At 41.6% G+C, this 23,107-nt stretch carries 22 protein-coding genes; 11 read left to right on the forward strand and 11 right to left on the reverse strand.

Going from position 1 to position 23,107, the window contains the following annotated elements; genetic code table 11:
- The first annotated feature begins 387 nt into the window (after positions 1–387).
- Positions 388–1,677, forward strand: coding sequence for a DEAD/DEAH box helicase (locus G327_RS0109875; protein WP_019614608.1), 1,290 nt, complete (start codon positions 388–390; stop codon positions 1,675–1,677).
- 81 nt (positions 1,678–1,758) lie between these two features.
- Here the strand turns inward: G327_RS0109875 and G327_RS0109880 are convergent, their stop codons facing one another.
- A complete protein-coding gene (locus G327_RS0109880) occupies positions 1,759–2,178 on the reverse strand; it encodes a VOC family protein (protein ID WP_019614609.1) in 420 nt (139 codons plus the stop codon).
- Between the two features lie 29 nt (positions 2,179–2,207).
- Positions 2,208–2,813 carry an NADPH-dependent FMN reductase gene (locus tag G327_RS0109885; RefSeq protein ID WP_019614610.1) on the reverse strand — a complete coding sequence of 202 codons (606 nt, stop codon included), beginning with the start codon at positions 2,811–2,813 and terminating at the stop codon, positions 2,208–2,210.
- A gap of 95 nt (positions 2,814–2,908) precedes the next feature.
- Between G327_RS0109885 and G327_RS0109890 the strand changes: the two genes are divergently transcribed.
- The 3 genes from G327_RS0109890 to G327_RS24405 all read left to right on the forward strand — a co-directional run bounded on the left by G327_RS0109890 (position 2,909) and on the right by G327_RS24405 (position 5,976).
- On the forward strand, positions 2,909–3,550 hold the full coding sequence (locus G327_RS0109890; RefSeq protein ID WP_026339290.1) for a helix-turn-helix transcriptional regulator: 642 nt from the start codon (positions 2,909–2,911) through the stop codon (positions 3,548–3,550).
- 415 nt (positions 3,551–3,965) lie between these two features.
- A complete protein-coding gene (locus G327_RS0109895; protein WP_019614612.1) occupies positions 3,966–4,529 on the forward strand; it encodes a dihydrofolate reductase family protein in 564 nt (187 codons plus the stop codon).
- A 598-nt stretch (positions 4,530–5,127) separates the two neighbouring features.
- On the forward strand, positions 5,128–5,976 hold the full coding sequence (locus G327_RS24405) for an AraC family transcriptional regulator (protein WP_019614613.1): 849 nt from the start codon (positions 5,128–5,130) through the stop codon (positions 5,974–5,976).
- Between the two features lie 55 nt (positions 5,977–6,031).
- Here G327_RS24405 and G327_RS26495 read toward each other — a convergent pair whose 3' ends face one another.
- Positions 6,032–6,400, reverse strand: coding sequence for a LysR substrate-binding domain-containing protein (locus tag G327_RS26495; RefSeq protein WP_083938483.1), 369 nt, complete (start codon positions 6,398–6,400; stop codon positions 6,032–6,034).
- A 232-nt stretch (positions 6,401–6,632) separates the two neighbouring features.
- Here G327_RS26495 and G327_RS0109910 point away from each other — a divergent pair, with 232 nt between their 5' ends.
- Positions 6,633–6,926 (forward strand): putative quinol monooxygenase, encoded by a 294-nt coding sequence (locus tag G327_RS0109910; protein ID WP_026339291.1) that lies wholly within the window; start codon positions 6,633–6,635, stop codon positions 6,924–6,926.
- Between the two features lie 73 nt (positions 6,927–6,999).
- On the opposite strand, the gene G327_RS0109915 is transcribed toward G327_RS0109910, so the two are convergent.
- Positions 7,000–7,347: an Imm51 family immunity protein gene (locus G327_RS0109915; protein WP_019614616.1), complete on the reverse strand. Its 348-nt coding sequence runs from the start codon at positions 7,345–7,347 to the stop codon at positions 7,000–7,002.
- Between the two features lie 270 nt (positions 7,348–7,617).
- Here G327_RS0109915 and G327_RS24415 point away from each other — a divergent pair, with 270 nt between their 5' ends.
- Together G327_RS24415 and G327_RS0109935 are read left to right on the forward strand one after the other, a co-directional pair.
- Positions 7,618–8,127, forward strand: a complete 510-nt coding sequence (locus G327_RS24415; protein WP_019614617.1) for a TFIIB-type zinc ribbon-containing protein — start codon at positions 7,618–7,620, stop codon at positions 8,125–8,127.
- A gap of 965 nt (positions 8,128–9,092) precedes the next feature.
- Positions 9,093–10,661 (forward strand): alanine/glycine:cation symporter family protein, encoded by a 1,569-nt coding sequence (locus G327_RS0109935; RefSeq protein ID WP_019614620.1) that lies wholly within the window; start codon positions 9,093–9,095, stop codon positions 10,659–10,661.
- Between the two features lie 56 nt (positions 10,662–10,717).
- Here G327_RS0109935 and asnC read toward each other — a convergent pair whose 3' ends face one another.
- Complete coding sequence (asnC, locus tag G327_RS0109940; RefSeq protein WP_019614621.1) at positions 10,718–11,179, reverse strand: transcriptional regulator AsnC; 462 nt, start codon at positions 11,177–11,179, stop codon at positions 10,718–10,720.
- Between the two features lie 162 nt (positions 11,180–11,341).
- Here asnC and asnA point away from each other — a divergent pair, with 162 nt between their 5' ends.
- On the forward strand, positions 11,342–12,343 hold the full coding sequence (gene asnA, locus G327_RS0109945; RefSeq protein ID WP_019614622.1) for an aspartate--ammonia ligase: 1,002 nt from the start codon (positions 11,342–11,344) through the stop codon (positions 12,341–12,343).
- A gap of 65 nt (positions 12,344–12,408) precedes the next feature.
- Here the strand turns inward: asnA and G327_RS0109950 are convergent, their stop codons facing one another.
- Positions 12,409–14,073, reverse strand: coding sequence for an ElyC/SanA/YdcF family protein (locus tag G327_RS0109950; RefSeq protein WP_019614623.1), 1,665 nt, complete (start codon positions 14,071–14,073; stop codon positions 12,409–12,411).
- Positions 14,074–14,384: 311 nt separating this feature from the next.
- Here G327_RS0109950 and G327_RS0109955 point away from each other — a divergent pair, with 311 nt between their 5' ends.
- Positions 14,385–14,609: a hypothetical protein gene (locus G327_RS0109955; protein ID WP_019614624.1), complete on the forward strand. Its 225-nt coding sequence runs from the start codon at positions 14,385–14,387 to the stop codon at positions 14,607–14,609.
- Here the strand turns inward: G327_RS0109955 and G327_RS0109960 are convergent.
- The 5 genes from G327_RS0109960 to G327_RS0109985 form a co-directional block, all read right to left on the reverse strand.
- Positions 14,586–15,836 (reverse strand): SGNH/GDSL hydrolase family protein, encoded by a 1,251-nt coding sequence (locus G327_RS0109960; RefSeq protein ID WP_019614625.1) that lies wholly within the window; start codon positions 15,834–15,836, stop codon positions 14,586–14,588. The genes G327_RS0109955 and G327_RS0109960 overlap by 24 nt on opposite strands.
- A gap of 81 nt (positions 15,837–15,917) precedes the next feature.
- Positions 15,918–17,714, reverse strand: a complete 1,797-nt coding sequence (locus G327_RS0109965; RefSeq protein WP_019614626.1) for a hypothetical protein — start codon at positions 17,712–17,714, stop codon at positions 15,918–15,920.
- Positions 17,715–18,192: 478 nt separating this feature from the next.
- Positions 18,193–18,672, reverse strand: coding sequence for an aminoacyl-tRNA deacylase (locus tag G327_RS0109970; RefSeq protein WP_019614627.1), 480 nt, complete (start codon positions 18,670–18,672; stop codon positions 18,193–18,195).
- Positions 18,673–19,144: 472 nt separating this feature from the next.
- Positions 19,145–19,735 (reverse strand): FMN-dependent NADH-azoreductase, encoded by a 591-nt coding sequence (locus tag G327_RS0109975; protein WP_019614628.1) that lies wholly within the window; start codon positions 19,733–19,735, stop codon positions 19,145–19,147.
- Positions 19,736–19,935: 200 nt separating this feature from the next.
- Positions 19,936–20,619, reverse strand: a complete 684-nt coding sequence (locus tag G327_RS0109985; protein WP_019614630.1) for a DUF3334 family protein — start codon at positions 20,617–20,619, stop codon at positions 19,936–19,938.
- Between the two features lie 302 nt (positions 20,620–20,921).
- Between G327_RS0109985 and G327_RS0109990 the strand changes: the two genes are divergently transcribed.
- Together G327_RS0109990 and G327_RS0109995 are read left to right on the forward strand one after the other, a co-directional pair.
- Positions 20,922–22,352: an ATP-binding protein gene (locus tag G327_RS0109990; RefSeq protein WP_019614631.1), complete on the forward strand. Its 1,431-nt coding sequence runs from the start codon at positions 20,922–20,924 to the stop codon at positions 22,350–22,352.
- A gap of 3 nt (positions 22,353–22,355) precedes the next feature.
- Complete coding sequence (locus tag G327_RS0109995) at positions 22,356–23,039, forward strand: response regulator (protein ID WP_019614632.1); 684 nt, start codon at positions 22,356–22,358, stop codon at positions 23,037–23,039.
- Positions 23,040–23,107: the final 68 nt, after the last annotated feature.

Raw genomic sequence — 23,107 nt, forward strand, 5'->3', positions numbered from 1 at the left:
CGCCTAAGTATCTGGTCATTTTTGCTGGTTAAAATAGCGAATGCCTGTGTTGCACTCAATCGCGCGCCTTGACCTTAACTATTTTTCCTGCGCAAACTCTGATCACTTTATTAAGCGGAATGGTATAACAGATATTCAACGCAAATGAACTAATTAGGTGAGCGGGCTAACAGAGAATTTTTTACTGAGAAAATACTGAAAAAAGTCTGATTTAGTTGTGTAAAACAGTTCAGAACTTGGCCCTGTTGGTTTTACACAGAAGTCCCATAGCGGGTTGTCATATGTAATTTGAACTGATTTGATGATTTGATCGATTTCACTAACTTAACGAGGTATAAATACGTTAAAATAGCGGGCTATTATCTTTGCTTTGAGCCCTTTATATTAATGACCTCTATCACAACGCCAGCCAACTTTACAGAACTTGGCCTTATTCCTCCCTTGTTAGCTCGATTAACTGAGCTGGAATATCTGCAGCCAACGCCTATTCAAGCACAAGCTATCCCAAGTATATTAGCGGGAGGTGACTTAATTGCAGGGGCAAATACCGGTTCGGGTAAAACGGCCGCCTTTGCACTGCCTATACTGCAGCACTTACACACTCAAAAGCCATTGAGTAGTAAAAGCAGTAAAGGTAACTATGTTACTGGTCTGATTTTGGTGCCTACCCGTGAGCTGGCCAAGCAAGTTGCAGACAGCATTAAATCTTATGCGGTGCATTTTAACGGCGAGGTTAAAACGACTGCTGTTTTTGGTGGTGTATCTGCGAATACTCAAATGCTCGCATTACGCGGCGGTACTGATATTCTGGTTGCAACGCCCGGCCGATTACTAGATTTGATTTCAAGTAATGCTATTAAGCTCGACAGGGTTAAAACCTTAGTGCTTGATGAAGCTGATCGGATGCTAAGCCTGGGCTTTACTGAAGAGCTGTCTGCGCTGCTCGCATTATTGCCGAAGAAAAAACAGATTTTACTGTTTTCAGCGACATTTCCTGAGGAAGTACAGGCTTTAACCCAGGAACTGCTCAACGACCCTGTTGAAATACAATTGCAAAGTGCTGATGCCAGCACCTTAGTTCAGCGCGTTTTTACCGTTAACAAGGGGCAGAAAACAGCCTTGTTAGCGTCTTTGATAAAACAACATCAATGGCGGCAGGCGCTAATTTTCGTTAATGCCAAAAACAGCTGTAATCACTTAGCTGAAAAACTCTCTAAACGCGGCATTAGCGCACAAGTGTTTCATGGCGATAAAGGTCAGGCTGCTCGAACTCGGGTACTTGATGCGTTTAAAGCAGGCGAAATTGAAGTGTTAATTGCAACTGATATTGCCGCCCGTGGTCTAGACATCGAAAAACTGCCCGTGGTGATCAATTTTGACTTACCAAGAAGTCCAGCAGACTATATGCACCGTATTGGCCGAAGTGGCCGTGCCGGTGAAGTTGGCTTAGCATTATCACTTATCGATGTTGATGATTACCATCATTTCAAAGTAATCGAAAAAAAGAACAAGATCTGGCTTGAACGTGAACAAGTTGCCGGTTTTGAAGTCGCTGAAGTTATCAGTGGAGCATCTTCTGCTGCAGATAAACCGATGGCAAAGCCTGAAGGTAGTGCTAAGAAAAAACACAAAAATAAAGTGCAGATCAATGCACATATCTGGCGGAGAAATTCTTAACCTGAATAAAAAGCAAACCTAGTAAACAAGGCCGGCGGCTGGATTTTCCCTTTTTCTTCGCCGCCTTTTTTTATAAAATTTTTAAACTGTAGAATTTCTTTGTGCAGTCAGATCACTGAAATACTGAACAAACTCCACTTCCAGGCCGTCAGGGTCTAAATAATAAATATTATGACGAAACGGATTATCATCTCCGTGCGTATGATGTTTAAAACCAGCATTTTCTAAACGAGCTTGTAACGCTTTAATATTACTGCTTTCAAAACCAAGGTGTGCAATTCCTGCTTGGTGAGCGCTGCGCTCTCTAGCTGGTGAATCAGCATCATCATTTAAGGTGATATAAGTGCTGTTATCTCCAAAGTGCAGCCAGTTACGCGGTACTCCATACCACTCTGATTGTCCAGAGTCTCTGACTTTCCAGTCGGGAAAAGCAGCTTGATAAAAGGTTAAACTGTTTTGTATGTCTTTTACTACGATATTAATGTGCTCTAATCTGATCATATGTTGTTCCTCTTTATCGTTAGTTTGGCTTACATACCATAAGCATATTTTTGTTGTAACTGTTTTTCCTGCTCGTTGAACTGCGTGCGTACCGCTAACATGGCTTGGGCATAGTTATTTAACATATCCAAACAATAACTAATGCGATCGCGTAAGTTCTGGTCGTGTTGATCAACCGCTTGCTGTTCATTTAGTACCTGGTCGATATAGCGCACAATCAAATAATCGGGTACCGGAATTAATTTGGTGTTTTTTAATGCATTCATACGCAGTTCTGCCACGGGATAAGTGCCGCTGATACCGCTACTGGTGCCTACTAACATCACGGGTTTATGTGCGGTATCGGCCAGGTCACTCATTAATAATAAATTTTTAATTAACGGCGAAGCCGTACCTGCCCACTCCGGTGTCATTAAGATCAGCGCATCCGCTTCCTTAATTTGTGCCGCTGCTGCCTGCCATACAGGGCTGCTGTTTTTGTAGTCGGAAAGCGCATCCCAAAACGGTAAATCTAATTCGCATAAATCAATGTGTCTGCTCTGTTTAAAAGCGTTTTTATTGTTGTTGATGTATTTTGCCGCTTTAGCGGTTTGTGAGTTTTTCCGATGACTGCCGCTGATCACTAATAATTTCATCTGGTTTTCCTGCTGCTTATTTGCTGTGTTGTACTGTTTACTTATTAAGTAAAGAAAAAACTTTACTTAATGTTCTGGCAGGTAATAATACGGCTATGAATAAACATGAAAAAAACCGCCGAAAAACCACTGAAAATCTTTTTCAATTACTGAAAGAGAACGGGGCAATGACCGCCAAACAGTTATCTGAAATATTGAAGATGACTACCATGGGGGTGCGCCAACACCTGCAGTTATTAGAAGAAAATGAAGAGCTTGCTTTTTTCGACCAAAAAGCGCCGAGAGGGCGGCCGACCCGTTTTTGGAAGCTTACAGAAAAAGCTAATAGCCGCTTTGAAGACAGGCATGAAGAGCTAACCGTGCAGCTGCTTATCTCGGTACGCGAAGTGTTTGGCGAGCAGGGCCTGGATAAACTCATTAGCCAGCGTGAACAGGCAATGCTAAGCAGTTATCAGCAAGCGATGCAGGGGGCAGAAAGTATTGAAGCGCGCCTTATTAAACTAGTGGAATTACGCAGTGCAGAAGGTTATATGGCCAGCGTTGAACAGCAGGACGGCAGCTGGTGGTTTTTAGAAAACCACTGTCCAATTTGTGCTGCCGCCGTCGCGTGTGTTGGTTTTTGTCGTTCTGAGCTGGAAATATTTCAACAGCTATTTACGGGGCTTGCTAGCATTTCTCGTGAAGAGCATATTGTCGAAGGGGCAAGGCGCTGTGCCTATCAGGTTAAGCCTTTGTAAGCTGAGGGGGCTAGTTGCATTTTAAAGGTGCCTGAAAGTGCATCCATGTGATGCTGTAAAATACCGATCTACTGTGGCGGTTTTAAAGTTTAAATTCAATTATTTTTGTCCATTGGATAACGAGAGAAAATATATGTCAGGCGAAAGAATTACTCTTGATGGTGAAAGGTGAAGGTACCTTAAATGCGCTAAGGACTGAAGATTGTCCAGAAGTGAAAGTGGAGAGATTCGTTGAGCTATAGATATAGCAAATTCGCAGGCACGTAGGAAATACATTACATCAAAAGATCCGCAAATCAGTATATTTAGTTGTAAATGCAGCTGCTTCGCAGTAAACGTAGAATAGCAGCTGATTCACTCCGGTAACTGCTGGCTGCGTTATATATAACCTAAAATTAAGAGTAAATAATTACATATGAAATGTTCCGTATATATTGCAGCAAGCGCTGATGGTTATATCGCAGCACTGGATGGTGGTGTTGACTGGCTGCATACTGCTGGAAAACAAGATGCCGATATGAGCAGTAATCCCGATATGGGTTTTGAAAAATTTATCAGATCGGTAGACTGCATGATCATGGGGCGTAAATGTATGGAAGTCATTTCTAATATGAATTTAGCGCCTGAACAATGGCCTTACGGTGACGCTAAGATCTATGTGTTAAGTAACTCAGTGAAGAACCCGCCAGAAAACTTGAAAGAGAAAATCGAAATGTATTCTGGTGACATTCAGAAACTAATTAATAAGCTGGAAGTCGATGGTTTTAATCATGCTTACATTGATGGTAGAGCAACCATTACCTCTTTTATTAACCTTAAACTTATCAATGAAATGACGATCACCAAAGCCCCTGTACTGCTAGGGCAGGGAATTCCACTTTTTGGTCAAATCAAACAGAGTATTAAGCTTGAAAATTCACAAGCCACGGCATTTCCTAATGACTTCATACAAGTTAAGTACAGTGTCAATTACCTATAAAAAATAAGAATGTGTGTCGATCAGTCGGCACTTATTTATCGTTTTGGCTGTTTATTACTATTGCCCTTTAGTTTGTCCTGCATTATTCAACTTCTCTAAGCTTTTCACTGAAGTTCCATTTTAAATTATTGTGATACGATAATTGCTGCAGGGGCGGGGATTCTTGAGCCGTTTGACTTACGCCTGAAAGCTGAAAAAACATGTATAACACCCAAATATCTTCGGTATTGAGAGCATTGAGGACAGGTCTTTAATTTTGAGTTCTCACTCAAGGTGGGAATGTAGAGCTGCTTAACCAGTTTGTACTGAACAAAATAATAATTGGGCCTGCCTTGCTTCTAAACTAAAAGTATAAAAAGCAAGGCTCCTGCATATTGAGTAAAAAACTTTATTACTCACCCGTAGTGAAACAAGGTGATGTTGAATTGAACAATTCCTGTATGTTTTGTAATTTTTGATGACAGGGTGTGGAAATGTGATCTGCTTCACGGAATGTGTTTTAACTGCTTAGATGTATAAGAGTTGTCGATGTATTACCTTAATTTGCTTTAAACTATTTTTGTTTAAATTTTTTACAGCAAAGCAGTGGTGAGTTGAAATGCAGTGGCCGGAGTTGTGTGAGATTTCCAGTAAATGTAAACAGCATATACTGGAGCGGGAAGATGAAGCAAAATTAGCGACACTGGGTTATGCCCAGCTTGGCTCATGTGATGCCCTTGAAGCCTTCAGTCTGTACCGTCAGGATCCTAAATATCATATGCTGTTATATACAACACACGGGGTCGGGCTTCTGCATACGCAGGATGAGTCGTTTCGCCTTGAAGCCGGATCATTAATTGTGGTGCCGAAGGGCTGCGCAAATGGTTTTGAGATGGGCTGCTCGCACTGGTCTGTAACCTGGGTAATGCTTGACGGTAGATTAAAGTGGCCGCTGCTGAAAAACTCCGGTGCTTATCTGCAGTCCACCACCTATGGCGCAGTACTGCGCCATACCATTGAGTCTTTAGTGCTCAGCGGCAAATATTGCGAGTTTGATGATCCCTGTCTGCATAATATGCTGGTGGAGCAGCTGCAGCATATTGTGTCATCCAGTCTGCAGAAAAAAACGCAGTTATCAGCGGTGCAGATGCGCCTGCAGCATTTCACTTATCTGCTTAGTCAGCAGCTTCATAAAGACTGGACGGTCGAGCAGATGGCTGCTCTTATTTATTGTTCGCCGGCACACTTATACCGTTTAACTAATCAGTGGTTAGCGAAAACACCCATGCAGCACCTGCAGGATCTGCGTATTGAGCAGGCTAAACAGTCTTTAGCGCTGCAGCACTGGTCTATTCAGGAGATCGCGCAGCAGGTAGGTTTTAAGGAGCTGGCCAATTTCAGCCGTCGTTTTAAAACACTGGTGGGCAAAACACCCACAGCCTATCGGGCTGAAAAACGTGCTGAATAGGCCTGTGTTTAGCTGCGGAATTGTTTAACTTGTACAGCTTAAAACCTGTGAAATTTTACTGCGCAGCATATCCCGCAGTACTAACAGATTTACGGTTAGGGCAGACCATAAACAACTCTGTCTGAGTCCGGTATGGCGATAAGATTTCTACTGCATGGCTGAGTTTAAGGTCCGTGCTCATATCCAGCTGGGATTTATATGCGATGCCTCTGCCGGCTGCCACCCAGCGTCTGATAATATCCCCGTCATTACATAAGCGGTTGCTGTTCACTTGTATTTTACAGAGTCGGTTTTTCTGCTGAAACTCCCAGTTATCATAAACCCGGTTTCCAAGACAGTAGATTAAGCAGTTATGGTTGAGCAGATCCAGAGGAACTTTCGGGGTGCCGAACTGCTTTAAGTGTGCGGGGGATGCGCAGGTTATTCAGTTTATTTTAGTAATAGAGAAAGCCGCCAGTGAAGAGTCCTGCGACTGTAATATCAAGCTGTTGTGCTGCCAGGGTGATGCTTTGATTCTCTATTATAGGGATAAAAAGTTCAAGATCAGCAGTGTTCATTATCAAAATTATTTTGAAAGTGTAAGGGAGTTACCCCTGTTTATGTTTATTTTAGCACTGGCTATAATCACTGCAACTCAACAACAGAAGGTAAGTAAAATGAAAAATGTATTAACGATTGTCGCGCGAATAGAAGCAAAAGCAGATAAGGTTGAATTAGTTAAGAGCGAATTATTAAAACTGATTGAGCCGACCCGTAAGGAAGAGGGATGTATTCAGTATGATCTGCATCAAGATAGACTTAACCCTAGTGTTTTTGTATTTTATGAAAACTGGGAAAGCAGAGAGTTATGGCAGACGCATATGAATAATTCGCATTTAGCTGAATATATGCAGGCAACTGAAGGTGCGGTTGCAGACTTTACCTTAAATGAAATGCGTGTTATTGCATAATTTTCATTACTCCTCGTTCCGGTGTTTTTGCGGGAACGAGGGGAAACAATTTGTTATGACTGACGTAAGCTGTTTAAGCTGCATTTGGTTCAAAATCGTATTGCGCATACCGTGTAATATGCGCATCTAATAAATCCTGATCCTGGTAAAATTCAAACACCATTTCTGCAATTTCATGTAATGCATCTTTATCTTCGCTGCGGATGCAAAACATCATAGTTTCATCACCAAAGGTGAGTTTTGACAGCAGTTGTGGGTTTTTTTCTGTCAGCAGGTTTTCTATCAGCAGGGCCCAGTCTTCTCCATCCCCCAGAAAGTCATGGCGCTCAAATGCCGTCCATTTCATATCACTTAAAGTAAGGGTATGGTTTCTTTGGAAAGTTGAAATCAAGAAAGGCTGGTAAACGTTTATCTGCTTCATAATGTCTCTCTGAGGTAAATTAATTAAATCCTTGTATTTACAAGGGCCGCTGCTTGCTGTTCATCCTACTCAGGCATCATTTTTTTAATGGTGCATATATCAAGCTTTTGAATTTAAAAAGTAAAGTCTGTTAAATTAAGCTTCAATTTACTCAATTATGTGAACACCGCTGCTGGATATAAAAAGTGCTCGGGAGCTGATCCTTTGAATAAAAATCTATAAGTGACATAATTGAATTTTAAATGCTTTAATTTTGTAAAAGGAAGTCACATGAAATGTCCTAGAACAGGCGTCGACCTGAAACCCGTAAACATAGGGGGGATTACCGTCGATATTTCTGAAAAATGCGGCGGTGTTTTTTTTGATCATGATGAAATAGAAAAGTTCGATGAAAAAACCAAAATACGCGGCGGTTTATTAGTCCAGCATCTAAAACAGTTTACTCCACCACCATTGAATTTAAATAAACATGTTAATTGCCCCAAGTGTACGGGTACAGTGATGGATAGAAGTTTTTACAGCTCGAAAAATAAAATTGAAGTCGATAAGTGTCCGTCTTGTGCCGGTATCTGGTTTGATTTTGGCGAATTAGAAAAACTGCGGAATTTAATCCCGGTATCAAACGGCAGTTATAAAAGCGGCAGGCAGTTTGAAGAGCAGTTGTTAAACAGCCCTGCTTATCAAGAGTATAAATCAGCCCTTGATGATAATGCGGATGATACCGCTCGTCGTGAAAAAGCAGATCAACTGCATCTGTTTTTATTTAACTGTATTTATTAAAAAAATAGAGCTGATTTTTAAACTCCCTTTGTTTCAGATTCTCTAAACCCCTTATGCGGCACTGCTCTCCTGTTGTTTTATAAATAAGGCGCTGTTTACCACAAACAGCGCCTTTCTTTTTTAAGCGCATAGAAATAGATGACCCAAAATAGTGCGTCATGCACTTGTGTGGTGCGTTGCTTTGTATTTTTTGCATAAAATACGCTGTTTTTAAAATCTACTGCAGCTACAAAAAAGCATTCTAGGTGTTGATAATAGAGGCTTTTCTTACTCATTAATGAGTATTTGTTTTTGCTGGCATATAAATTGCTCTAAACAACAGTCTGCTGTGTCGAGATTGAATGATTTATAAATAAGAATGAGATTTAAACCGCTAATTTTTATCTTTATTTATTTTTCTGGCATGCAGTTTGTTAAAACTAAAGTCGGGATGGATATTTGTCATGCAGACTGGTTTTATCTGCAGGTACTGCCTGCGTATGCTCGTAAGGCTTTGTAAATGTTTGTTTGCATTTCGTATGTGATTGTTTATTAAATGTATTTTGTGTGGTTGTAGGTGTGCCTGATGCTTGGTTGTATGTAAAACGGCAAGTTATATCATGCTGTTTGTACTGAGGAAATCTGGCTGTTGTTACGCGGTTGTAAGATTATTGTTATTTTTGTCTAAAAAGTGACCTGCTCTGCAGTATGAAAAATAAACAATGACAAGCATCACTATTTGTATCTGCACGCTTATTTTTCTTGAAAATTCATCTGTATAAACAATTACCAGCAATTGCAGTGGGCATAAAATTTACTTTCAGTGACGTCTTTAGCCGAGTTTAATACGGATAAATGCGTGCCTGAAGCGGTTACAAAACGATTACATTATTAAGCAAGACGGCTTATCCGGCGTCTGTTTTCATACTAGTTAGTGGCTTTAGAAGCGTCAAAGCTTAGTCAATAAATAAATTATAAGGGTTTATATGCAGGAATTTGTTGGGTTTTTAAACGGTATAATCTGGAGTCCGGTGCTTATCTACCTTTGTTTAGGTGCTGGGTTATTTTATTCAATCATGACGCGGTTTGTACAGCTTCGACTTTTTAAAGAGATGCTGCGCTTACTGTTTTCTGGAAAAAGCTCCAGCAGCGGGATCAGTTCATTTCAGGCTCTAGCAGTATCTTTATCCGGCCGTGTTGGTACGGGTAATATTGCCGGTGTTGCCGCTGCTATTGGTTTCGGTGGGCCTGGTGCTGTTTTCTGGATGTGGGTGGTTGCCTTTTTAGGCGCATCAACAGCTTATGCAGAATCAACGCTTGCACAAATCTATAAAGAAAAAGAAGATGGACAGTTCCGAGGCGGGCCTGCTTATTATATTGAAAAAGCGATGGGACAGAAATGGTATGCATGGATTTTTGCCATTGCCACTATTCTAGCCTGCGGTGTGCTGCTTCCTGGTGTACAGTCAAACAGTATCGGTAATGCTGTTGAGAATGCTTTTGGTACAGGCGGCATGATTGAAACCGGTATTGGCGTATTTAGTTTTGCTAAAATTGTAACCGGTGCAGGTACAGCAATCATTCTTGGGTTTATTGTTTTTGGCGGTGTTAAACGTATTGCTAATTTCACTCAGGTTGTTGTTCCGTTTATGGCACTTGCTTATATCATTGTTGCTTTTATCATTATTTTACTGAATATCAGTGAAGTTCCCGGCATATTTAAACTGATCGTTTCTGATGCCTTTACACCAATGGCTGGTTTTGGTGCCGCTATTGGTTGGGGAGTGATGCGTGGTATCTATTCAAATGAAGCAGGGCAGGGAAGTGGTCCTCACGCAGCGGCTGCCGCCAACGTTGACCATCCAGCACAGCAGGGCTTAGTACAGGCATTTTCTATCTATATTGATACGTTACTGGTTTGTTCTGCAACTGCATTTATGATTCTTCTTACCGGTGCATACAATGTTCACGGCGCTGCTCCTGACACCTTTGTTGTTCAGAATATCGCCGCTGAGGTCAGTGCAAATGGTCCGATCTTTACCCAGATGGCTATTGAGCAGACATTCCCGGGTATAGGGAAAATGTTTATTGCACTTGCTTTGTTTTTCTTCGCTTTTACAACGATTCTGGCTTATTACTATATCGCCGAAACTAACATCGCATATTTACGCCGTACGATAAAAGTGCCGGGCATGGTGTTTGTGCTTAAGCTGGTCCTGATGTCAGCGGTGTTTTACGGTACTGTGAGAACAGCCAATTTAGCCTGGGCAATGGGGGATGTTGGTGTTGGTTTAATGGCATGGTTAAATATTGTCGGTATTTTAATTATCTTCTTTATGGCAAAACCGGCAATCGTCACCTTAAAAGATTATGAAGCGCAGATGAAAGCCGGTGTTAAAAAGTACAGCTTTAACCCTGTTGCGCTGGGTATTAAAGGTGCTGACTACTGGGAGGGCCGCTATAAGAAACAACGCGGCCAGTTAGGTACTCAACCAGAGAACTCAGAAACAGATAAGAATGAACAGCCCGATCTGGCGCTTAACTCTGTTAAGTAGGTTGCACTAAGTCAGGTTATTAAAGCCCGATGCAGGTAACTGTTTCGGGCTTTTTATTAGGGCAGTACATCTCGATTAATCGGGTTTTGTAATGAGATTAAGGTTTCCGTTGACTGAATCGCATCAATGGCCTGTACTTTATTAATCAGGGTCATCTGCAGGTGGTCAATCGAACGTGTCATCAGCTTGATAAAAATACTGTAGTTTCCCGTGGTATAATAAGCCTCAACCACTTCTTCAAGCGCTTCTAATCTTTTAATAGTATCCGGGTAATCTTTCGCATTCTTCAGGTTAATACCAATAAAACAGCATACATCGTAACCCAGTGCTTTTGCATTAATTGACACTTTGGTGCCTTCAATAATGCCTGCCTGCTTCATTTTTTCTATTCTTACATGAATAGTACCGGCACTAACTGAACAGTTTTTAGCCAGTTCCGCATAGGGAATACGTGCATTTTCAGATAATGCGTTAAGTATCTCTTTATCGAGATTATCGATCTCATAATTTGTCGTCATATTTTCTACCCGTAATTATTGATTCCTCGGTTAATTGCTTATTTTATTGATGATTCTTTTTGTGTAAAGCTATTTTTGCTGGTGGATGTTGAGCTTTGTGGCTGGTTAGGTAATTATATTCCCAACTTCTTAAGCAAAAACTATTTATAGAGAAATAAAATTATGACTAGCCAATACATTCAAAGCCAGCAGCAAATTAGTAAAGCCAAACAGATCTTTTCATCTCAGCTAGAGCAGAAATTAGGACTCATTGAGGTACAGGCACCAATTCTGGCGAAAGTAGGGGACGGCATTCAAGACAACCTAAGCGGTTATGAAAAAGCGGTGTCAGTTAAAGTAAAATCGTTACCTGAACATGCACAAGATTATGAAGTGGTGCACTCGCTTGCTAAATGGAAGCGTAAAACGTTAGGTGAGCATGGTTTCAGTATTGGTCAGGGTATCTACACGCATATGAAAGCACTGCGCCCCGATGAAGAAGAATTAAGCCCGATTCATTCTGTTTATGTGGATCAGTGGGACTGGGAGAAAGTGATTTGCGAAAGCACGGAACGTTCTTTAGAGTTTTTAAAAGAGACGGTCGGCACGCTGTATAGTGCAATTAAAGCAACAGAATCTCAACTGGATGAAATGTACGCTCTGAAGCCGTTTTTACCGGAAACGATTACTTTTATCCATGCGCAGCAGCTTGCTGAGCAGCATCCTGAACTATCATCTAAAGACCGTGAAAGAGCTGCCGTAAAAGAGTTCGGCGCGGTATTTTTAATAGGTATCGGCGGGCTGTTGTCAGATGGGAAGATTCATGATGTACGTGCACCGGATTACGATGACTGGTCAAGTGCAACCTGTGATAAATATGCCGGACTAAACGGTGATATTTTAGTATGGAACCCAGTTTTACAAGATGTATTTGAAATATCTTCAATGGGTATCCGAGTCAGCCCGGAAGCATTACAGAAGCAGCTTAAAATCACCGGTGATGTTGACCGTTTAGAACTTGACTGGCATAAGATGTTATTAGAATCTAAATTACCGCAGACTATCGGCGGAGGTATCGGCCAGTCGCGTCTGGCTATGCTGTTATTACAAAAAGAGCACATTGGGCAGGTACAAGTTGGTGTCTGGTCAGATTGTCTGAAACAAAAAGTAGAAGCGATTCTTTAAAATAAAGCAGTACTCCGGCTGCAGTTATATTATGCCGGAGTGCTGCTGATTAAGGTGTACGGATTTTAATGAGCAACTGAGATAGCGGTATAAACATTATCTTCATAGAAGCCGATTAAATCAGGAATGCCGCTGCCGGTAACATCTGCAAATACCCGCACTGAGTTAGTACCACTCCAGCCTACATTTTTTGTAAACTGATGCCAGCCGAGATCATTTTCATCATTATGACGGTTTTCAGTCGTGTAAGACCAGACGCCGTTTAAATGCTCAAAGCGTTCACCGGTGGAGTGTGCGATTACCACATCTTTATTGCCGATAGTGACAATATCAGATCTGCCGTTACCGTTCATATCAGCCAGACCTCGATAATGATCAGCATTGTCCCAGCCGTCGATAAAGCTGGCATGATTACCTTCTTCGTCTGTTTCCGGCCCTAACCAGGCTTTTGCTTCAGAAAATTCAGTGCCGTTGTTTTCTGCTACATAGATGGCATCAGCACCGAAAATAACTGCATCAGGGTAACCGTTACCTGTTACATCTCCGGCTAAGCGCAGGTATTGAGTCAGGCTGGAAGCAAAGTCATGGCCGTCTTCACTACCGTTAACAATAGCCGTTGCGCCGAACTGCTCCGAGTATTTGTGCATCGGGCCGAATTTTCCGTCTTCAGCATACGCAACATAAACCCCGTCTTCACCAAAAGCGACAATATCGGCTTTACCGTTATCATTCATATCCTGCATCTGATAGACGTGACGTTCTGCCGTCCAGCCGTCATCAGAAGCGAAATCAGCTGTCCATAGTTCAGCCTGGTAATTATTGGCCGCGCTGGCGACGTACACGCCGTCACCTGCAAAGCCGATTAACTCTGCTTTACCGTCGCCGTTAATGTCGGCGGTAGTGCGGTAATCTGCAGCGGTCCATGAACCGGCGGCTGGTAAGAAGTTGTCTGTCAGCAGTACCTTATCTTCAAACTGACTGGAGCCGTTACTGTAATCTGCATATACGCTGCCGGCCTGAAAACCGACAGCATCTGCTTTGCCGTCACCGTTTATATCAGCTGCTGTTCTAACATCCTGATTTACCACCCAGCCTGCGCTGTTGGTAAACTGCTGTGTCCATACGCTTTCATTATCAATAATGGTGGACTCGAAGGTGTTTTCTCCTTCAACAAAAGTGTCCGCTCCAAACTCATTGTTGAAATAATAAGGAGCTGATGAGTCATTGCCTGCACCGCCGCGGTGCATATGGTAATTACTCGTTACCAGGGTGTATGACTGGACAATAAATTCTCTATTGCGTACTTTTTCATCTAACAGTTCTTTGACATACGCTGCATTGGTGACAGTATCTGTTGACTCCTCTTCTAGTAGAATCTGATCTTCAGGCACGCTGTATTTACTCATTAGAATATCACGCATTGCACCCGCTTCAGTTTTATCTGTAGCGACTTCACCTTCTACACAGAGCGGCACAGAAGTTGGGTTACCTTTACCCGAAACCACATAGAGAGGGTTTTCTTTTTTGCTGCCCTCTAAGTAAAGTCTGTCAACACGGCTTTCCAGTAAAAGTCTTGGAGAGCAGCTGGCATAGTTTACCTGCAGACCTAAGCCGATAACGATATCTGCGTCGGCAATGGTTTCTTCATTGATAATGGTTTCGTCATTATTACAGGCTGAAAGTAGAGATATGGTGATTAGAGACAGGCTTAGCGCTCTGATTTTTTTCATAATTAATACCATCCTCTCAAGTTCAGTTCCAAATTAGACTGAAGAGGATATAAAGGAGTTGATAACCTTGTTCCGTGGTGCGAATAAAGTAACGCTGCTGTAATATTTCAACAATGTGGCAGTTTCTGAACTGTGATGTCGTGCGGCTATTCTTTAATCAAAAAATTATGTGAATAAACTCTGTTTTTTTTAATTTTAATATGATGATAAATGCGCTTTTATTGCCTGCTTTTTTTCTTGGCTGCTTATTCTCTGATTATTTATTTAACATGTTTAGTGTATAAGTTTTAGGAGGATTACAAGTGGTTACAATGTTACAGGTAGATATTGACGGTATCAGTAGCTGTGGAGGATTTGTTTTGTTGCTAAGTTTTTTATTACAATTGTTTTGGGCCACTTACAGCACCGATATTATCTTTTTGCCTGCCGCTGACGAGTCGTTCTATAAGTCGTTTGGTAAAAGTGAAGGTGCCCGATTATTTCAGGCACCTGTTTTATTAAAGTTAAACTGCTTATTTAAAAGAAAAACCGCTTAATGATAAACGGGTAATTTCCTCTGCCATTACTTTGTGCGTTTGTGTTGACGGGTGGGTAATGCCCCAGAACACATAACTATCCGCACCATCAGCAGCGCAGTCATTAGTTAAAGAATGGCTTAATAGGTAATCGATGGAATTACTGCGGTTAATATCTAAACATGCATCGGTTGTATTTTTAAAACCATATTTGTCAGGGTTCTGGATGGCATCATTAAATAAGGTATAAGTATCAAACAAAGAAATATTGACGCCTTGTACCGCGTAGTAATTAACCTGCTGCGCAATAAACAGGTTAAAGGTTTCAATCTTTTGTTTAATCTTCAAGGCGTCGGCAGGATCACTGTATTTAAATTGTGGTGCTTTAGTTGCATCCGGCAGGTTAAGCACCAGAATATTCTGTGCACCGTTTTCAGTCAGTGTTTTCATCGCGGCGCTAAAGTCAGCCGACACATCGGCTACTGAACGATCGTAATTTACAAAATCATTTAATCCGATTTCTAGTGTGAACAGGCTGTTTTTGGGCTGATAGTTTTTCGCCATTTTCATATACACTAAATAGGAGTCGATCTGATCATTAACACCCGATAAAGCCAGGTATTTAGTCTCTCCGGCTGCGCCGCCGACCGCCCAGTTGTATAAAGGAAGATCGTGTTTTTTAGCCAGGTATTCAGTCCATACCAAACCATTACTGAAATGACCTAGGAACCATGAGTTACTGTTTGGAAACCTCCATTGTGAAGCGTTAAACATATTTCCAGTGTCTGAGATACTGTCACCGATACTAATAATTTTATTAATGACCGGTGCTTGGTAACTGCTGTCATTTGTCCAGATTGAATGGTTATAGGAGAAGCGGTTATCGGATGCAAAATAGGTAATATCAGCCGCTTCATGGTTTACGTCTAAGGTTTTATCACAACGTGTTTTTATTTCATCCTGAGACCTGTCGGTATAGAACATATTTTTAAACGAGACAGAAGAGTACCAGTAGCCGGGCAGTTTATAATAACTGCCGTCGTCATTCAGCGCCCATTCCCAGTCTGTTGCCGGATCATTGTGATTGTAATGCGGGCGGTACCAGCATCTTACATAAGTATAAGTGTCTGATGACTGTACACTTTTTACCTCAGCGGCAGTTATGCTTTCAGAAGTGACTGTTTCAGCTGCTGAAGCAAACGGGGACAGTGAAAGTAATAATGTTGTAACCAGTAAATTCTTTTTCATGTATAAATCCATATAATTTTTGAGTAAAGAGTATTGCTGTGAATAAAATCCCGGGCAGTTTATTCCGCCCGGAAAGTGTTGTTACGGTTTAACTGTACTGAAATCGGTAAAGCGGCTTGTATAAAGAATACTGTCCGGTTTTTCTTGATCGTCAGCTAAAGTGATTACTTGTGGTACCTGGCTGGATGCATCGATGGCATTGATAGTTCTGTCGTAGTTGACGGTATAAAGTACGTCGTTGGCAAAACCGTTAGGCTCCTGCCAGTACCAGACCTGCGTATTTCGTGCGTAATCAGCTGAACAGTCGGAGCTTAATATCAGACCGCTGTGTGATGTTTCCAGACACTGGTTAATATTGGCGACACTTCTGTATCTCTGTTCCTGGTCGTAGACAAATGACTGTGACTTAGCACCGTCAACACAGTCCTGAAATGCCAGAGTATTATCGTCAAGAACGGTTAAACACTGTGCGCTTTCCTGGCTTAAATAAGTTGATTTGATGGTGACGGAATCGGTGCCCAGAAACCACGGACTGTCCCAGTTAACCGTGACAGAAAACTGATCTGAATAGCTTAACTTTTCAAAATCCCTGTCGGTTTTCCAGTCAGAATCAGAACCTGTATTGCTGGTCCATAACTGGCTTCCTGATGCATAGCGGCGTCCGAGTATCCAGCGGTTATGACCGAATAGCGCCAAACTGCTTATTTGAGTTTTAACACTGATATCCGAGGAACCTGAAACACTTTCTCTGGCTGCAATTTTGGCAACAAAGTCGGGGCGCAGGCCACTGATCGCCAGTGAATTGTTATCTCTTAATTTGTCAAAATTCCACGGGTTGCCGCGGCGCTCATCATAATCCCAGCACCAGCCGTCAGCTGTACCTAAATTACAGAACCCGTTTACCGCTTTGACTGCTGATCCGTATTTGTTGTTTACATATTTGATAGTGTAACCATCCGGATTAGTCGTACTGACCAGGCCGAACTGCTTTTTATTAGTGATGCTGTATTTATCAGTAAACTTATATTCAATATCTTTGATGGGTATTTTCGGAGAAAAACCTAAACCGACTTTGATGCTGGTGCTGGTTTCTTTTTCAATTTTAGATTCAACCTGGTCCTGCATTCTCGGATAGAGGTCATTGAGGTAGATCTGTCCTGAGTCTAATTTTGCTGCGTCATTCACTTTTATATCAACGCTGATATCATCCAGGTATTCGTTATAAACATAGCTGGTGTTACTGTTGCTGTTCCAGCGCCTATAAATATCAGACCAGTTATCTGCCATGCCCATATCAACCCCTGAGCCCTCGGCAAGTACGATTTCTACATATTTATCTTTATCACCTGATCGGGCATAAAACGGAGATTTACTGTAGAAGCGCAGTTTATATTTTAAAGTTACATTGCCCTTATTTTGTCTTTCTACATTAAAGCGTTTGTGTATCACCTGCTCCATAACACTGCCGTTATCTGCTGTTGTTGATCTTCGGCTGCGGCTTAACCTGCTTAAGTCGGTAGTTAAGTTTTCTGCAATATAATCCAGCTCGATCTCATCGAGCAGATAAATTTCTCTTTTCTTAAGACTGCCGGGTTTAGTGACTAGTATGTAGTTACTGTGCATGCCTAAACCCAACAGGCGGTAGGTGAAGTCTTTTCTGTCAGTTAAATTCTGCTCTTTTAAGTTCAGCAGGTAATACTCACAATCACCCGGCAGCTCCGTTTCCGTGCCGTAAAGATGACACTGCTCCTGAAAGAAGGGGGTTGCGGTTTGAATAAAGTCAGATATTGAATCTGTCTGTGCCGGGTTTGACGCGTAAGCCACTGAGCTGAATGCCGCCAGTAAACTCATGCTGGTAATAGAACTCGGTATTTTCACTATGCTCTTCCTTGTATAAAAATGGGGTATTGTTAAATCCGCGCGAATATTAACCGGGCATATTCTAGGACTGCTTTTAATCATTAACTGTGATGTGTATATATGTATGTGACTTTTTTGTTGTGAAAACAGGCGGTTTTTTTATGGTTTAGAGTAAAAGTGTTACTAAGATCAACTCTTGATTTTAGATGGCCAGATCTACATGCACTTGGCTTGGTAAGTCTTTGTTAATGCGTAATTATTACCTATATTTGTTGAGGTGGTAATTTGCAGGTAAACAGTGTTATTGATCTGTTTTGAACTGCGCCGGTATTTTTTTAGTCTTGTGTCCTGTGTTTTTTGGTGATTTTGTTTTTATGTTGCCATGCTTTTTTGAAAGGCTAGGCAAGAGCTGCTGGAAGGGGGGAACTAAGAATACTCAACATACATATTAATTGTGTATGTTGAGCATTAATTCGCTTCTTGAGTGCACCTGTTATTAATGAAAGACTCTATGGCTGAAGTGTAGATGTTTTGTATTGTGCATCAGGCGGCTGAATTCATTCTGAGTCAGTTGTATTAAGGAAGTATGATCGCCGCCTTCCAGATATAACTGTTCCTGCAGCAGTAAATTATCGTCGTAGACTTTATCTATGTCGGACGCCTGTACCAGAGGTGGCACTGCGCCGAGACTGCAGTCATCAAACAGATCATAAACAGCAGATTCTTTAATCAGATGAAATTTTCGATTTAACTGTTCGTTGAGTGCGGTTAAGCTGATTTTATGGCTGGCCGGTAAAATTGCCATCAGCTTGTTTCCCGCATGATCTTCCAGCATTACTGCTTTAGCAACTTGAGATGCAGGAACATTCGAACGAATAGCTGAGCTGAGAGAATTTTTACTTGGTGCATGCTCGACTAACCGATAGTGGACAGACGTTTTATCAAGGTATGTGCTCACTCTTTCTACAATGCTCATAAGTAGATCTCCTTTAGTGATTGTTATACCCATGATATTTCAAGATGCAAAGTCAGCAGGACAAATTGTGCCGAGATGCTAGGCATAAAATTGAACCTTTCGAGCAATTAACTGCGTTAATTCTCTTTCGGTAGAATTAAAATAAACACTTTAATTCTTTTATAGTTATTCTACATAGAGATTTTATAACAACGCAGGTTGGTGCAAGTTGTCTTGCCCTGCGGGGCATTAGCTCGAAAACCAGCCCTGCGTTGCAACAATCGAAAAGTGAATAACAATTACCTCATGTTGCGCCTTGCTCTGGAGTCCGAGCTAGCGCCTGACAAAGCATCTTGAAGTAACATGGGTATATACTAAAGTATAGTTCAAAGCACTTATTTATATACAGATGTGCAGATGAGATCAGCAGGGAAAAGGGCTTTTAAGGGACATTAAAAAATCCCAGCTGATCTCTTATAAAAGGAAGAAGGAATTAGGCCACAACAGCGAGTCGTTCTCGTGCCTGATCAAGGTTAAGTACAGCGGCTTCAGGTCCCATCGCTAATGATTCTGCATAAACAACTTCAACATCTGTTATGCCGATAAAGGCAAGCACATTTTTTAAATAGGGGATCATCTGGTCACTGGCCTGATCTTTATGCATGCCGCCGCGGGTAGTGACGATAATAGCGCGGGTACCTGTGATTAACCCCTCGGGCCCCTGTTCGGTATAAGTAAATGTTTTACCTGCACGTGCAACCAGGTCTATCCAGATTTTTAACTGTGTCGGGATCATAAAGTTATACATAGGAGCGCCAATCACTAATAGGTCGGCAGATTCCAGTTCATTGATCAGCTGGTCTGAAAGGTTTAATGCGTGCTGCTGTTTATCATTCAGCTGTTCGGCTGATCTCATTGCTGATGCAATTTCGCCATCTAAAACAGGCAGAGGCCGCTCCGCAAGGTCGTGCAGTGTAACTGACGCCTGCTGCTTTTCATACTGAGCTAGTAATTCATCAATTAATTTTGATGAGCTGGAGTAATCTCCTAAAATGCTCGATTTTAACGCTAATACATTAGTCATGACTTTATCCTTTTCTGTTGGCTTGTTACAAAGTATACGGATTAGAAATGATTAAAACAGAGGATTATACAGCGCAATTTGTTCAGTTTTTTTGAAGTATTATTTCAGCTGCAAACGGTTATTCACTGCGGGAATAAAAAAACGCTTAACTGCGGCAGGCAGTTAAACGTTTCTTATTGTGATGGCTGGAAAAATAGTTGTTAGAAACCCAGCTGATCGAGCAAGTCTTGATCAACGAGGTTGGTGATTTCATCTTTAGGCTCAGGCTTATTGTCTTTTTTGCCGTTTTCCTGCTCAAGAATTGAATCAGCATCAAAGGCTTCTCTTTCTTCAAAATTAGCCAGCTTGATAAACTCAGTTTTATCCATTGCTAATTCTAAATAGAATATGCTGTTTTTTTGGGTTGTGAAAGTCACTCGCCTTGCCTGCGGGCGGTCCAGGTTTGTATCAATTGATAGATTCACCTGCTTATTAATGGTTAACATTTTAGGCTGATTTTGCGTAATTGAAGTATGCAGTTCATGACCGATCACGCCGGTAAAATCCCCGACAATCTGATTCATCAGTTCGCCCATCACATCACCAACATCATCAGCGGTATGCGACTGTGCCAGTTCATTTTTTGGAATTCCCATATGAGTCATGTAGTTTTGATAGATTTCGATGGCGGCTTCAGCTGTAAAGTTGATAATAACTAATCCGGAGAAACCACCGTCAAATAGTACAAAACAGCCGAGATCCGGTTTGAGGCAGGTTTTATTGATCTTCTGCACCATCGAAGAGTAGTTAATCGGATGATCGGTAGCAGTACTGAGTACTGATTTTACTGAATTACATAAGACCAGAAGAATATCATCTGTTGTTATTGTTTTAATTTTAGCCATGGAAGTCCCTGTTAAATATTTTTGTATATCATTCTGATAGTTGAAATTAACGCTAGAAAAATTTTAATTCATTTACAGCAATAATAATCTATTCATTTTATTACGCGCTATCACAATGCACAGTTTTGACAAAAGGCTAACCTGCATAGCTTTTTACAATCAGAATAGTATTTTCTACTGAACGATCTGCTGATAAATGCACGCCTCAATTGTGAATGCTTCTGTAAATAATTGTAGACAGCATAAAGTGCTTTGTTTAATTTAAAGCTAGTCATTTAATCTGTCATTGCAAGGTCACCCGAATGCGCTTAACTATTTTTCATAAACTGTTTGTTTCTCTGCTGCTTATCAGCGCAATAATGATGGCTGGTATGGCACTGCTGATTAATAATAGTTTTCAAAGCGGGCTGCAGACCTACCTTAATCAACGCGAGGTGGAAAAACTTGAAGTGATTGCAGTGCAGATAAGCCAGTATTATTCAACGCAGTACGGCTGGAATAAAATCAAAGCTAAGCCGCAGTTATGGAATAATTTACTGAAACATATTGCTGAGCGTCCAAAAAGAGATAAACACTCATCTAGAGATAAACGGGCGCGGGGGCATCGTTCTGCTGAGGAGGTGTCGCTGCTGCATAACCGAGTTTTTCTGCTTGATGAACAGGAAAATCCGGTTCTTTACGGTCCTAAACAACATAAACATCAAAAAGTAGAGCTGCAGTTTATTAAAGTGCCTATTCTGGTGAATGATAAAACCGTCGGCTGGATCTCTATTATTCAGAAAAATCAGATTTCTGGTCCGCTTGCCGAGAGCTTTTTTGAGCAGCAGTTAAACAACTTTTATCTGATTGCCGCCTGGGCTGCTTTGTTTTCATTTGTTGTGGCCGCTCTGCTGGTGCGGCATTTTCTTAAGCCCCTTAAAGATCTGCATCGCAGTGCCGAAGCACTGGAAAATGGTGATTTTCAGCAGCAGATTCCGGTTCATGGAAATGATGAGTTAGCTGAGCTGTCAGTAACCTTTAACAGTTTAACTAATACACTAAAAGAGCAGAAGCAGACTCGAGAGCAGTGGCTGGCGGATATCTCTCATGAGCTGCGGACACCGATTGCTGTTTTACTCAGTGAAATAGAAGCAATACAGGACGGTATTCGTAAAGCAGAGCCTAAATATATAAAATCACTGCATGATCAAGTCATGAATCTTCGCTGCCTGGTTGATGACCTTTACCAGTTATCACTTTCTGATGCAGGTGTAAATATTGACCGGTCCCAGCAGGTTAATTTAACGCAGCTCCTGCAGAGGGTTGCGGACCAGAATGAAGCCCGCTTAGCTGAAAAAAATATACAGCTGAAACGTAATTATGAAAACAGCCGCGTGCTGATCTTAAAGGCCGATCAGAAATCATTAATACAGCTGATTTTAAATATTTTTGAAAACAGCTACCGCTATACAGATCCCGGCGGGCAGATGCAGATAACTTTACTGCACAACGAACAGAGTATTGACCTGATTATCGAAGACAGTGCCCCTGCGGTGCCGAATGACTCATTAGAAAAGCTGTTTAACCGTTTATATCGTGTTGACAAGTCCCGCAGCAGAGCCAGCGGTGGTTCCGGGCTTGGTTTATCTATCTGTCGCAATATTGTTAACGCACACGGCGGCAGTATTTGTGCCGAACATTCATCTTTGGGCGGGCTGCAGATAAAAATATCACTGCCGATTAAGGAAATTTAAGTTATGAATTATCAGAAAAAAACGATTCTTGTGGTTGAAGATGAACCCTCACTGGCTGCTGTTTTATGTGAATATTTTTCTCAGTCTGGATTTCAGACTCATATTATCGATAACGGTTTAGAAGTTATCGACTGGGTGAAGCTGCACCAGCCGGATCTGTTGATCCTGGATTTAATGCTGCCGCAGCGTAACGGCCTTGATATTTTTCGCGAACTGCGTACTTTTAGTCAGGTTCCAGTGGTGATGGCGACCGCTAGAATCGATGAGATAGACCGTTTAGTCGGACTTGAGCTGGGAGCTGATGATTACATCTGCAAGCCTTACAGTCCAAGAGAAGTGGTGGTGCGGGTAAAAAATATATTACGCCGTTCCGGTGACGAAAATACTGCTCAGCAGCAAAGTTCAGGGCTCTGCATAGATGACAAAAAAATGCAGGCCGTGATTAATGAACAGCCTGTACCGCTAACCCCTGCAGAGTTTCGTCTGCTTTCTTTTTTTAATAAACATCCTGAACAGGTATTCAGCCGTGAGCAGCTGATGACCCAGATTTATGACGATAACCGCATTGTGACGGATCGCACCATTGATAGTCATATCAAAAACTTACGCCGTAAACTGCAGGATATTTCGGCTGATAGTGAATATATAAAGTCAATTTATGGCGTGGGTTATAAATTAGCATTATAAATCTCCTTATTTTCTCCACATTTCCTGCTCATTTGCATCTTATAGTGTATTCATCAAGTTAATAGGAC

Source organism: Psychromonas ossibalaenae ATCC BAA-1528, assembly GCF_000381745.1.
GTDB lineage: Bacteria > Pseudomonadota > Gammaproteobacteria > Enterobacterales > Psychromonadaceae > Psychromonas > Psychromonas ossibalaenae.